We start from the raw sequence: 13,028 nt of genomic DNA, 5'->3' as shown, positions 1-13,028 counted from the left end.
GTTTTTGGTTCGCTATCCGTTACAAGGGAGGATGGAAATAACAGCGGCGGCATACCGGGTAGTAGCGCTCATTGCCGCCAATCTGAATCTGCTCGCCGGAATAGACGGGTTTGCCGTCGTCGCCAACGCGAAGATTCATCGTCGCTTTTCGTTCGCAGAACCAGCAGACCGTCTTCATTTCTTCGATTTTGTCAGCATACAGCAGCATATAATAGCTGCCCTCGAACAGTTCATTGCGGAAGTCGTTTTTGAGTCCGAAGCCCATAACCGGAATATCCAGCTCGTCGACGATGCGGGCCAACTGAAGGACCTGCTCCTTCGACAGGAACTGGACTTCATCGACGAGCACGCAGGAGACGGGGCCGCCGTGCAGGGACACCTCACGGAATATATTCGTATCGGCATGGACAAGCCGCGCGGGGCGCTTCAAGCCGATGCGGGACGACACATACCCGACGCCGTCCCGATCGTCCACAGCCGAGGTGAAGATAAGCACCGGCTTGTTCTGCTCCTCATAGTTGTGGGCCACCTTGAGCACTTCGATCGATTTGCCGCTGTTCATTGCCCCGTAGCGGAAATATAGTTGAGCCATTGCTGCCACTCCATTCTGTACTTGTAGACGCTCTCGTGATGATATCCGGCCTGCGTGAACACGTTCTATTTGCCTAGTCATATGATAATGAATCAATCGAATAATGCGGGCTGCTCCGGCCGGCGGTTGTATTGGAACAGCATGTGCAGTTGGGCTGCCGTGTTGCGCTGCACAGATAAAGCGGGCAGATCGTCTTCAGGGAAAAAGCGGACATCTTCCGTCTCGATCCCGCTGCTCGCCGTGCCTCCCGACAGCCGGCATTGAATGAAGATTTTGTAGACATGATGGGGCTCGGGAGGATGGCGGTGCAGCCGCTTATCGAGCACGGCCAAGAGACGTACCGCTTCGGCGTCATAGCCCGACTCCTCTTTGATCTCCTTCACGGCGACTTCGGCAGGCGAGAGGCCGACATCGGCCCAACCGCCCGGCAGCGCCCAGCATCCGTCAGATTTTTCCTTGACGAGCAGGACGCGGTTATGTTGGAAGACGACGCCGCGAATGTCGACCTTCGGGGTTGCATAGCCGCTGTCCCGGGCAAAGGCCAGCTCTACCGCCGGCTTCTCCGCGCCGGTCTGCTCCGCCATCATGGCGACGCAGATGTCGCGCAGCTCTTCGTACCGCTCCCGGTCATAGATGTCTGCGCCGTAAGCGAGGCCGGTCTGGGCGATCGCCTGAATCCGCAGCGTCCAGTCGAGCCAGCGGCGATCGGCGGACGAATCCGCTCCCTGGCTGCTGATGACGTCCAGCAGCTCCTGGGGCTGCCGGAACATTCCATTCGGCTGCGTCTCGAATTGCCGCGTCTGCACCGTGCCGAACCATTGGGCCGCGAACGTGAGGACGCCCGCCCTGCGGCCTGCGGCGATGTCAGCCTCGCTGTCGCCAACCCATACGATCTCATTCGGCGCCAAGCCCATCGTCTGCAGGAGCTGATAGATGCCCTCCGGATGGGGCTTCGGCTGCTGGACGTCATCGCCGGTCACCGAGGCGTCGATATACGAATCCAATCCGAGGTGACGGACCGATATGTCGTAGGATCGCCGGCTCTTGCCGGTGAGGACGCCAATGGACAAGCCCCGGGCCTTCAGCTCCCGCAGCAGGTTCATGACCGGCCCGGAAGAGCGGACGCGGCTCGGATGCCAGCGGCGGTAATGCTCATAGTACGCTTCGATTGCTTGCGGAAGGAAGCCCTTATGACGCAGGTTGGCCGCCAATATGCCATCTTCCGTCGGACCGAACATGGACATGATGTCGTGGTCTGTCAGCGATCGCTTGTCATAGGTCTGGAAGACCAGCCGAAATGCATGCAAAGACAATGGCAATGTATCCGCCAATGTGCCGTCGAAATCAAACAACACCGTACGAATCATAGTCTTGCCCTCCGTTTCCGCTCGGGAATGGTCAGATCAGGCCCCGCAACTTGCCTGTGCGGAGCGGTTCAAGGAGCTATCTCGGTTACACTTGCTTCTATGATAAAGAATGCAGCCAGTCAAAGCAATGGCGCAAATCGAAGACGGAAGCGTCCGTCCCGCCCTTGCTGCTCACGCAGCCCTCGCCTGTCCGCTGCTGAGGCCCATATGATATATTGGAAGGAGCAGGACGGGAGCGCACCGGTTCCCGTCCCGGAATGCACCGGCAAGACCGGAGAAGCAGGAGTGATACCGATGTTTTTCAACTCAGAAGAAATTGCGTACATTCGTGAGCAGTCGGCGGAGATGGAGCGGACCGGAAGCCTGGCGCCGGGCGTTCTTGATCTGCTGTTCAATAAAGGCACATTCAAGTTGTTCGTGCCCAAGCGGCTTGGAGGGAGCATGATGCCGCTGCCGGAGGCGGTTCGCCTCTTCGAGGAGGCTTCCTGGGTCGACGGGAATGTAGGCTGGACGATCACGATCGGTTCCGGAGGCGGATTCTTCGTCCCGTTCTTGCCGCCTGCTACTGCGGAGCGTTTATTCTCGCCGCCTCATGCGGTCGTGGCCGGATCGGGCATGCCGACCGGAACGGCCCGCCGTGTCGCGGGAGGATATATCGTCAGCGGTCAATGGAAATATTGCAGCGGCTCGAAGCATGCGAGCCTGTTCACGGCGAATGCGCTCATCGACAATGATGGCGCCGCTGCGGAGCCAGATATGCGCTCGTTCGCTTTCCTGCCGGATCAGGTGATGATTGAAGAGGATTGGGATGCCTTCGGCCTGCAGGCGACGGACAGCCATACGATATCCGTGCGGGAGCAATTCGTGCCGGAAGAGATGACCTTCCTGCTGACGGAGCGCCAGACAGAGGACCGGGACGCGATCTATGATTATCCGTTCCTTCCGTTCGCGCAGGCATCGTTCGCCGGTGTCGCCGTCGGCCTGGGGCGCCGCTTCCTTGACGAAGCGGAGCGGATGCTGGAGGCCCAGCGCACGGCCTGGTCGGCATCCGAACGCGCCGCCTTCATCGAGCGGTTGCTCGCGGCGCAGCGCTCGAAGCTGGCTGCCGCGGTCGAACCGTTCTACCGCGAGCAGGAGTCATCATGGAAGCGGGTGACCGGAGGCGGCACGCTGGATGACGATGAGCAAGCGCGCGTGACCGCATCCTGCCGGCATGCGGCTCGGGCCGCACTCGAATGCGCCCAGGCCGTCTTCCCGTACATGGGGATGACATCGGTCATGAAGAGTGCTCCATTGAACCGGGTCTGGCGCGATCTGCAGACAGCCTCCCACCATTCGCTGCTCGTCTCGTTCGAAGACGAGGGAGCAGAAGCCGAACAAGCGACCGTCTCATAGGAATTGAAGCCGAACTAGGGACTATCTTTTAGGCGTTGAATCATGACGCAGGGCAAGACGGGACAACAGAGAATGTAGAGGCGGGACTAGCGGCAGGGCTAGTGGCGGGAGTAACGGCTGGACTGGCAGCGGGATTAGCGGCAGGACTAGTGGTCGGACTAACGGGAGCACTAAAGGCGGAAGAGCGGTGAGGCAATCCTGCATTTCTACAGGAATTTACGGTGTTTCAGCCGCTATCTGACGAAATTACTGCAAAAGCGCATCATTTTCCCCGATTTTTGCTATCAATCCGTGGGGATGGCTTACATTCATGCTGTTTTGCAGGAATTTCGGTAACGGAGCAAACCTTACAAGGGAAAGCTGTAATTTTGCAGCATTTTTGGCAAGTCGAGCTGTGAGAAGCAGGATGGGGCTGTCTCCCTGCAGCTAACAGCTGCATATGGGACAGCCCCGAATGACATCAGCCTGCCACCATCACGCCGCTACGCTCTGGTGACGCGGACTAACGCAGCCTGCCACCATCACGCCGCTACGCTCTGGTGACGCGGACTAACGCAGCCTGCCACCATCACGCCGCATGCCCTCATGATGCGGCAGAACGCATTGACGCCAGCGTGACGCCGGCAGCTAGTTTGTCCGGCCGTTATTGCTCCGGCAAGCCATCCACGTACCCGCGCAGCGCTTGCCGCACTTCTTCGGTCGTGCTCAGCTGGAGCAAGCGCCCGGCCAGCGCTCTGCAATCGCGGCTGTCCAGCCTAGAAAGCGCTCGCTTCACGGTGGTGATGGAGGCAGCTTCCATGCTCCATTCATCGAGACCGAGCCCCATGAGCAGCGGGGCGGCCAGAGGATCGGCGGCCATGCCGCCGCACATGCCGGCCCATTTGCCGTGCTCATGAGCGGCGTCGATCACCCTCTCAATCAGTTGCAGGACGGCGGGATGGAAGTAATCGTACAGATAAGATACCTTCTCGTTCATTCTGTCTACGGCCAGCGTATACTGCACGAGATCATTCGTTCCGATGCTGAAGAAATCGACTTCCGCGGCGAACGACCTGGCAAGCAGGGCGGCTGAGGGGATTTCAACCATAATGCCGACCTCAATCGCATCGGATATAGAATGGCCGTCAGCAACGACCTCCTTGCGCGCTTGCTCATAGATGGCCTTAGCCTGCCGCCATTCCTCGAGGCTCGATATCATCGGGAACATCACCTTGACATTCCCGTAATGGCTCGCGCGCACGATCGCCCTCAGCTGTGTGCGCAGCAGCTCCTGCCGGTCGAGTCCGATACGGATGGCGCGGTAGCCAAGGAACGGATTCGCCTCGTGCGGCAGATCCAGATAGGGAAGCTCCTTGTCTCCGCCGATATCCAAGGTGCGGATGACAACCGGCTTGCCGCCCATCTGTTGTGCTGCTTCCCGGTAAGCGGCATACTGAGCTTCTTCGTCCGGCATGCGGTCCGTATTCATGAACAGGAACTCGGTCCGGTACAAGCCGATGCCTTCCGCGTTCAGCTCCTTGGCCGCGGCCGCTTCCTGAACCGTCCCGATATTTGCCGCCATTTCCACACGGACGCCGTCCTTCGTCTCCGCCGGCCGTTCTCTGAACCGGGCCAAGGCCTGAAGCTCGCCCTGCTCGCTCTCTTGGCGACGACGGTACGCTTCGAGGGTCTCCGGCTCCGGCATCCGGATGCAGAGTCCCTCGCTTCCGTCGACAATAAGCCATTCCCCGTCAACAATCTGGCGAACGGGTTCTCCGGCTCCGACGACGGCTGCGATGCCGAGCGAGCGTGCCAGAATCGATGTGTGCGCCGTCTTTCCGCCCATCTCCGTCACCAGCGCTTGCACATACCGCTTGTCGAGTTGGACCGCCTCAGATGGCGCCAGGTCATCGGCGACGAGGATGACCTCCTCGCGCAAGCCGGACAGGCCGGTCCGCTGTCCGCCCCCGAGCCGCGCCAGCAGACGCTTGCCCAGGTCACGAATATCAGCGGCTCGCTCCCGCATATATTCGTTGTCGAGCCGCTCGAACCGGGCGGCAAATTGCTCGGTCACGGCGCTTACCGCATGTTCGGCGCTCAGGTGTTCCTCGGCTACCTTCTTCTCCATGAGCGGATAGAGCGCCGGATCGGACAGCATCCGCGCCTGGCCGACGATAATGCCGGCCTGCTTCTCGCCGAGCGTCTGCTTCGCATGCTCTGCTAACTCGAGCAGTTCGGCCTCGCTCTTCTCCCTGGCCTGCTTCAACCGCTCCAATTCAGCCTCGGTCTCCTCCTGGCTAATGGTCTCGCGCCTGTTGGCCAGGTCACTCTGATTCCGGAGCACCAACGCTTTGGCGATCCGTATCCCGTTCGATGCTCCGATGCCATGAATGTGCTGCTCCGCCATCAGTCTTCACCGAACTTGCTCTCGATCAGCCCGGCCAGCGCCTCGATCGCTTCCTGCTGATCGGGTCCTTCGGCTTCGAGCGTAATCGAAGTTCCTTTGACGAGGCCTAGCGTCATCAGTTCCAGCATGCTGGTGGCATCGGCTTCTTCTCCGCTCTCGGATCTGACCTTGATCGTGGACTTGAATTCGCTGGCCTTATCGGTAAATAGCTGTGCGGGACGCACATGAAAGCCTTGTTCATTTTGGATTACGAGTTGTTTGGTTACCATCCTTATTCCTCCTGTCAGACATTGCGCTAATTGGAGCCTTGGGTCAAGAAAGCAGGGGGATTCTCTCCCGATAACGCTCGATCAGAGCGTTGTTATGCTCATCGGCTCCGTCGATATTGCCGCTTAGAAATACAGGGGGGTTATAGCCCTGTTCAGCCATCCTCGCAATGGCTTCCGCCAGAATGGCGTTGAGAATCGCAGCGCCGGTGACCGTCGAAGTCGGCGTAAAGGGAACCGGCACATCCGGATGGGTCAATATGGCGTCGCCCTTCACCGCATAATTGTCGATGACGAGATCAACGGCGTCATATAAATGCTTGCCGCTTCGATGCCGGGATGGCTGGCTCTGGGAATAGGCAAGCGAGGTAATGCCGATCGTGAACGCGCCTTTGGCCTTGGCGATCAGAGCGGCATCCACCGGAACCGGATTCCGTCCGGAAGTGGAGAGAACGAACATCACCTCTCCGGGACGAATATTTTGCTCTTCCATGAATGTCTCCGCCAGGCCGTTCTGCCGTTCCAGCTCCGAGGAACGGACCGCCCCTTCGTGAAGCATCAGCTTCTCGACGAAGATAGGCCGGATCGGCACAAGCCCGCCGGCCCGGTAGAATACTTCTTCTGTCAAAATATGGGAGTGTCCGCAGCCGAACAGATGAATAATTCCCCCGTTCATGATGGCTTCCGCTGTCTTCGTGGCGGCCAGACTAATCGCATTCGCTTCCTGTTGTTCGATACGGTGCAGCATGTCATGAATGTGGTTCAAGTACGTATGAAGCATCCGGCATCATGGCTCCCTCTCTAATAGAATTCGTTGCTTGGCATTCGCGATTATCGCGGTCATCGTCTGCAAGGTAGATTCAATGATTTGTTGTCCCTTCTCCTTCGTGGCCAGCGTCGCGTCGCCGAGCACAGCGGTGGAGGTGAACGTCTCCCATGGAGTCGGGGTGCAGTCGGCTTCCAGATCGATCGTCGGGGGATCATTGACAGCTCTGGACATATCCACATGTTCTTCCGCCAGATAAAGCATATAGGACGTTTCCAGTTCGCAAGCATGGAAATAGGAGGCATGGGAAGACGGCGTGTCCCGGACCTTCGCGATCGTTTCCTTGGAGCCGGGGTAGAAGAAGTAGTATACCTTCAGCTCCGGATAATCCCGATAGAGCAGCCGGGCCGCATCCTTCAGGGCGGGCGCGTTGCCCAGGTGGCCGTTCAGCATCGCGAAGATGCGGAAGCCCTGGCGGACCAGACTCTCCCCGATGTCGTACAGCATCCGGATCAGCGCTTCATTAGAGACATTGATGCTGCCGGGGAAATTCTGGAGGCTCCACACTTGCCCATAGGGAAGAGTCGGCAGAACGAAGCTGTTCGTTCTGTTCGCCAGCAGCCGGGCCAACCGCTCGGCGAGCAGATTGTCGGTGCCCAGAGGGAGATGAGGGCCGTGCGCCTCCACGGCCCCGATCGGCAGAATCGCACATAGACTTTGTTCAATTTTGCCGGCAACATCCATGGCGTTCTCTTCTTGAAAATTCATATTCCCGTCTCCTTTATCGCTTGAAAGCGAAGCAGTTAGCCGGATTGCTTATGAAAAATTTGTTCACCAGCTGTTGGCCGTCGAACCCGGCCCGGTTCGCTTCATCGATGAACCGCGGCACCCAGTCCGCGATAATATGCCGCAAGCCAAGACCGTAGTCGTAGTGCTTGTAATAGCTTTTGCGCGCCGTATCGCCGCTGATTAGAATCTGATCCTCATAGCCTTTGCGCACGAGTTCCAGGATAAGCTGGATGCGCGTGCTCTCCGGGGCGTATTTGATTTTGGCGATCCCGTCGAAGGAGAGATAGCAGCCCATCCGTGCAACCTGCTCGTGATAATAAGGATCGGGATTGCGATCCATATGGCCGATACTAAGGAAGCTGACATCGACATTCTCGCTGCGGAGCAGCTCAATCTGCTCCAGAGCCAGCGTGCCGACTTCCGTATGGGAATGAATCGGCGCTTTGGTTGCATGATGAGCGCGGGCGACGGCGCGCAGCGTCTTTTCCTCGAGCGGGGTAATCCGGTTGTAACCGGTTCCGAACTTAACCTGCCCGGCCCGGAACGGAGTGCCCTCAAGGCCCTCCTCGACTTCGCGGATGACGAACTCGGTTAATTCGTTGATGCTCTTCGCCTCGATCCATTCATAATATGTCTCATAATCGCCGAGGACGGGCTTGAGCTCGTCTTTGATTTTTCCATCCCACAGGAAACTTTTGTTGAACCCGGCGGTGCCGATAATCTGAACGCCGGTGTCCTTCATAATGTGATGAACGGCGGGCACATCGCGCCCGTAGTCGATTGCCGTTGCGTCGACGATCGATTGTCCGCCATAGGATTTGAAATCAAGCACATCCAGCTTCGATTTGGCCGGATCGTCCAGCAATAAGTCATCTTCGCCGCGTTCAGACCAGTGAGCGGGCCGGCAGACGATATGCTCGTGGGAATAAGTGAATCCCAGTTGTTCCTTCGGTATATCTTGATCAAGCAATCGGATAAAACTCATATTCTACATCCCCCCTGCGTTGCGCATGTTCATTGTTGCGGGAGCAAATACGTTCTAGAACAACAGCTGGGCCAGAAAACGGATAATCGGTCCGAGGATGAACATGTCGGAATCGGCAGCCCACATCGCCGTATCCGGAACGGTCGACGAGATGAGGAACCGAACCATGAAGAACTGGCCCCAGGCTACCACGGTAGCGGTCAGGAAGCCCGCGATTAACGCGCCTCGAACGCCGCCGGTCACATTGCCGAATACGCCGGCGGTAGCGCCATGGAAGAACAGGACAATCATCGTCGGCACGAAAATATAAGACACCGTGCTGCCGAGCACGACCAACCAGATGAGCGCTCCCGCGAAGGCTCCGATAAATCCGAGAATGACCGCATTCGGAGCGTACGGGAATACGATCGGAGCGTCGAGAGCCGGCTTGGCGCCCGGAACGAGCCGCGTCGCAATGCCGTTAAAAGCGGGAACCAGCTCGCCAATGAACATGCGCACGCCCATCAGGACGATAGCGATACCGCCAGCAAAGGTTAGCGATTGAATAATCGCATAAATAATGAAGTTCTGCTGACCGGCTTGGGCAACCAGTTCCTGGGCGCCAGGCGTTCCCTTCATGACGATAACGACAGCGCCGACCAAGAATAGGGCGCCCATGCTTACCGCGGTAATCACGTTAGAGTCGCGGAGGAACTCCAAGCCTTTCGGAACCTTGATTTTTTCCGAATCATTTTTGGCGTTGCCGAACCATTTTCCGAACAGCGCCCCAAGCAGAGCGACGGATGCGGAGGTATGTCCGAGTGCGATATTGTCATTGCCGGTAATTTTGCGCATGAACGGTTGGGTCAGCGCAGGCTGAATCGTCCAATACAACCCTAAAATAACGGCGAGGAAAAGCACGAGCTTCAACTGTGATACTTCTCCTGCAGTATGGACGACAATGCCGGCAAATATGGTGGCCGTCCAAAACATCATATGTCCGGTCAAATAGATGTACTTCAACCGGGTGAAGCGTGCCAGCAGCACGTTGATGAGGAAGCCGACAAGCATGGCTAATGTAACGGCGCTGCCGAATTGAGCGTTGAATGACTCCTGTCCCAAAAATTGCCCCAGCGATTGCGCCTCCAGCCCGAATACTTCCTTCCACATCGGTTCAAAAACATTCAACGCACCGACGATAACGCTGGCGCCGGCGTTAATAATCAGGAAGCCGATGACCGCTTTCACTGTGCCGCTGATGACCTGGGTAGTCGACTTCTTCTGAAGGAGAAGACCGGCCAGAACGATAAAGCCTAACAGAATAGCGGGTGTTCCGAAAATATTCGTTGAAATCCAAAAGAGAGCTTCCATTTTGAGATGCCTCCTTTTTTTACAGTGCTTCTTTCAACGTTTCTTTAATTTCATTCAAGTCAAAATAGTTATTGACGATAACGATTTTGGCTGAATGTCCTTGCAGGCTTTGCGCGAGCTCATTACTGGTCACAATGTAATCGGCGGCTGTGCCTGATGCGGTGGACACGTCGGTATGCTCCACATCCGCTTGCACGCCCATTTCCTTCAGCACATTTTCTACGTTCATTCGCAAAATCAAGCTTGTTCCTTGCCCTAGGCCGCAAACACATAGCATTTTCATAGTAACCCTCCTTAGGTGTGAAATGGTTCTTCGTCAAAGATGGCGTAAGTAACCGTTAATCGCGCGGCTTGACTACCGGAATATTAGACTTCAGCGTTGATCAGGATTGCTTCTATATCCTTGGCGGTTGCCGCCTCCCTCATCGCTTCCACATTCGCCGGTTCATTAAGCAGTGTGGTCAGCTTCCGCAACAGTGTAATATGCTCTGAATTGGATGAAGAACCGAGCGCGAAGACGAACTCGACCGGATCGTTGCGGGTATGGCCGAATTCGACCGGCTGCTTCAACCGAACGAAGGAGACAGAAGCTTGCTTCACCCCGGTTTCGGGCTTGGCATGGGGCAGGGCGATATGAGGAGCAAGGACGAAGTAAGGCCCTTTCTCCCGGTAAGACTCCACCATCGCCTCAATATAGCTGTCCTCTGCTGCGCCACTGTCCACCAACAGTTGTCCGGCGGCGCGAATGGCCTCCTCGGCATCCTTGGCCTTGGCGTTCAGCTCAATCAGGCTTGGTTCCAAAAAAAGCATCAAATAACCTCCTTGATGTCCACTGCAGTAGTCTAATAGGGAAGAAGCAATCGCATAATCTCATGCTTCTCGCTTGCATTCTCCAGCATCATCCTGTTTTTGGTTTCCTTAAGCAGGTCTGATAATTGAGTCAAAGCCTTCAGGTGAGAATCCCCATCCGGACTGGCAACGATGAATAGCAGCCGAACCTGATGCTTCAGAGCTTCACTGAACGCAACGCTGCGCTGTAACGCAAGAAGTGCCATCGAGGTTCGAACCGCGCCATCTTCCGGCTTGGCATGGGCAATGGCTACTCCCGGGGCAATGACAATATAGGGACCATGATCATCAATCGCCTTGATCATGGCCTGGACATACGGCTGGCGAATGCTTCCGTCATCCAATAGCGGCCGGGAAGCGATTCGTATTGCCTCGCGCCAATCGGCGGCTTCTTCCCGGATCGTGATGCGCGAAGGGAACAGCAGCTCCGGCAAGGTTGGCCGGCTGTCCTGGGGAGGCCGGTTCCGCACGGCTGTAAGATAGCGCTTAATATCCTCCTGCAAAGCGGATTCATTCAAGACGGAAGAATGTTTTTTCACCAGGTCGACAATGTCTTGCGCGGAAGGGCCAAGCGCATTCATCCCGTTTCCGCCGTCCAGAAAAGGCTGAACCTGATTCAGCAAGTGGGCCTTGTCCGCATCGGTCAGTATCGGGCTGACGATAAACACGGGCACCCTGCATTCCGATAACGGTACGGTAGAAAAAATAAAATGAACCTGCCCGGTAAAGGCTTCATAATCGCGCAAGGATAGTTCAGCGGAACTCGATAGCAGGGAACAAACGCTTCAGCTCAAGCCGAAGGATGCGCGAAGCAGAGACACCGTGCACACATACAATTACGGCCGTCCTGCTTGGCGCCGGCTTGACTTGCTCCTTCCGCAACCAACCGCCGAAATGCATGGCAAGATAGGCAACTTCCCGGTTATCCAGCGGCTTGCCCAGCAGTTCCTCCAGCGGGAATACCGATTGTCTCGTAAGCTCGAATACTTCCCGGTATTTCTCCATGACCGTGTCCGTCAGCGGATTCTCGATCTGGAGATCATACTTGATCCGGTAATAGGCGGACTTCACATGGAGGAACAATTGATTCTCCAGGGCTGTGCGATCGGTGAAATGAATGCAGCCTCGCTGTTCGAACGACTCAATCATTCGGCTTGTCGCTTCGCGCAGCCTGTTCGTTATGAGGTCATGCGATTCTTCCTCCAGCTTGTTGACCTTGGCGGCCAGCAAATGAACGGTCATATAACAAATCTCGTCCTCAGGGAATTCGGTGCCGAACAACGGCCCTAGTTCCCGGGAAATCTGCAAGGCTGCTTTGAATTGGGGCGTTTTCTTCAACGCGTCCTTCTCATCCTCGTCCATCGTTACCTTCTTCCCTTGAACGAGCCGGTTCGTGAAGAGCAGCAGACGAGCGGCAAGCTGCAAGACGGTCTCGTCTGTCAGTTCCATTCCAATCGTTCGTTCCCCGGAAGCAATAATACGGTAGACGGAAGACAACTGCTCCGCCTGCAATATCGGCAACTGGTTCCGATACAGGTTGGCATGAATCAGACCTTGAATCTGCGGCACGAAGTCTTTCCAACTGACAAGAGATAATAAGTCGTACAAAAAAAGGGATAGTGCTGTTCTCTGATCCTGCTCCTTGCCTTCAACGATGTAGCCTTGCTTGCGATGATAGACAATCCTCAACCGCACAGCGGATAATTGTTGCTGAAGCCCCTTTAATTCGGCATGAGCGGTTCCGCGGCTGACCTTGAGCAGTTCCTCCATATCATGGAGAAATAGCGGTTCTGTCCGCTGAATCAGATGGATTCCGAGCCAAGCCTTCCGTTCCATGCGAGAGGGATTATATTGGGAGTGGTGGATGGTTCTCGCCGTGACGGGCAGTTGCTTGCGAGTCGCTTCCGGAAGGAGAAAGCCTGATCTGCGCACATACTCGATGGGGGGCAGATGATTGGTCTTCAGCCATCCATTAATTTTGTCGACATCGTAATACACGGTCCGCTTGGAGATGTGGAAGGCATCCATTAGCTCCCGGATAGGTACATAGTCTTCCCTCTGTTGCAGTAACGCGAGAATGGAAGCACTTCTGTCATCCAGAATCTTTTTGCACCCCCTGTCTTGTACTGCCTTATGTGTTTGTAATTATACTGAAGGTGAAAGCGCTGTTACAGCACATTCATTGTTCCTCTGAGTTTGCAAAATTATACGGATATATTCGGGTAAAGAGGGGCTGGCGAGCGCCCGCCGTTAGACAGGGGCAGGAATGCCCGTCTTGCCGGA

13 protein-coding genes are annotated in these 13,028 nt (G+C 56.3%); 1 reads left to right on the top strand and 12 read right to left on the bottom strand.

Translation table 11 applies throughout. The features are described 5' to 3' along the window. Positions 1-19: 19 nt before the first annotated feature. Together FLT43_RS12920 and FLT43_RS30660 are read right to left on the bottom strand one after the other, a co-directional pair. Positions 20-592 (bottom strand): thymidine kinase, encoded by a 573-nt coding sequence (locus tag FLT43_RS12920; protein ID WP_087444538.1) that lies wholly within the window; start codon positions 590-592, stop codon positions 20-22. Between the two features lie 92 nt (positions 593-684). Then, on the bottom strand, positions 685-1,959 hold the full coding sequence (locus FLT43_RS30660) for an NUDIX hydrolase N-terminal domain-containing protein (RefSeq protein WP_087444539.1): 1,275 nt from the start codon (positions 1,957-1,959) through the stop codon (positions 685-687). A 207-nt stretch (positions 1,960-2,166) separates the two neighbouring features. Here FLT43_RS30660 and FLT43_RS12910 point away from each other — a divergent pair, with 207 nt between their 5' ends. Further along, positions 2,167-3,354 (top strand): acyl-CoA dehydrogenase family protein, encoded by a 1,188-nt coding sequence (locus FLT43_RS12910; protein WP_244194347.1) that lies wholly within the window; start codon positions 2,167-2,169, stop codon positions 3,352-3,354. Between the two features lie 643 nt (positions 3,355-3,997). Here the strand turns inward: FLT43_RS12910 and ptsP are convergent. The 10 genes from ptsP to FLT43_RS30125 all read right to left on the bottom strand — a co-directional run bounded on the left by ptsP (position 3,998) and on the right by FLT43_RS30125 (position 12,785). Beyond that, the gene (gene ptsP / locus FLT43_RS12900; RefSeq protein ID WP_087444540.1) at positions 3,998-5,740 is read right to left on the bottom strand and encodes a phosphoenolpyruvate--protein phosphotransferase; all 1,743 of its coding nucleotides are present in this window, start codon (positions 5,738-5,740) and stop codon (positions 3,998-4,000) included. Further along, positions 5,740-6,009 (bottom strand): HPr family phosphocarrier protein, encoded by a 270-nt coding sequence (locus FLT43_RS12895; protein ID WP_087444541.1) that lies wholly within the window; start codon positions 6,007-6,009, stop codon positions 5,740-5,742. The genes ptsP and FLT43_RS12895 overlap by 1 nt, the downstream gene beginning before the upstream one ends. Before the next feature lie 43 nt (positions 6,010-6,052). Next, a complete protein-coding gene (locus FLT43_RS12890) occupies positions 6,053-6,787 on the bottom strand; it encodes an SIS domain-containing protein (RefSeq protein ID WP_087444542.1) in 735 nt (244 codons plus the stop codon). 6 nt (positions 6,788-6,793) lie between these two features. Next, positions 6,794-7,540, bottom strand: a complete 747-nt coding sequence (locus FLT43_RS12885) for a creatininase family protein (protein WP_087444543.1) — start codon at positions 7,538-7,540, stop codon at positions 6,794-6,796. Positions 7,541-7,553: 13 nt separating this feature from the next. Continuing rightward, positions 7,554-8,546 (bottom strand): phosphotriesterase family protein, encoded by a 993-nt coding sequence (locus FLT43_RS12880; RefSeq protein ID WP_087444544.1) that lies wholly within the window; start codon positions 8,544-8,546, stop codon positions 7,554-7,556. A gap of 54 nt (positions 8,547-8,600) precedes the next feature. Then, entirely contained in the window at positions 8,601-9,896 is a 1,296-nt protein-coding gene (locus tag FLT43_RS12875; protein ID WP_087444545.1) for a PTS ascorbate transporter subunit IIC, read from the bottom strand. Positions 9,897-9,915: 19 nt separating this feature from the next. Then, the gene (locus FLT43_RS12870; protein ID WP_087444546.1) at positions 9,916-10,179 is read right to left on the bottom strand and encodes a PTS sugar transporter subunit IIB; all 264 of its coding nucleotides are present in this window, start codon (positions 10,177-10,179) and stop codon (positions 9,916-9,918) included. A gap of 83 nt (positions 10,180-10,262) precedes the next feature. Further along, a complete protein-coding gene (locus tag FLT43_RS12865; protein ID WP_087444547.1) occupies positions 10,263-10,706 on the bottom strand; it encodes a PTS sugar transporter subunit IIA in 444 nt (147 codons plus the stop codon). 32 nt (positions 10,707-10,738) lie between these two features. After that, the gene (locus FLT43_RS30130) at positions 10,739-11,413 is read right to left on the bottom strand and encodes a PTS sugar transporter subunit IIA (protein WP_244194348.1); all 675 of its coding nucleotides are present in this window, start codon (positions 11,411-11,413) and stop codon (positions 10,739-10,741) included. Positions 11,414-11,498: 85 nt separating this feature from the next. Further along, complete coding sequence (locus FLT43_RS30125; protein WP_244194421.1) at positions 11,499-12,785, bottom strand: BglG family transcription antiterminator; 1,287 nt, start codon at positions 12,783-12,785, stop codon at positions 11,499-11,501. Between the last annotated feature and the right edge of the window lie 243 nt (positions 12,786-13,028).

This window comes from Paenibacillus thiaminolyticus (assembly GCF_007066085.1).
In the GTDB taxonomy this organism is placed as follows: domain Bacteria; phylum Bacillota; class Bacilli; order Paenibacillales; family Paenibacillaceae; genus Paenibacillus_B; species Paenibacillus_B thiaminolyticus.
This window is presented reverse-complemented; position numbering and strand designations above follow the sequence as displayed.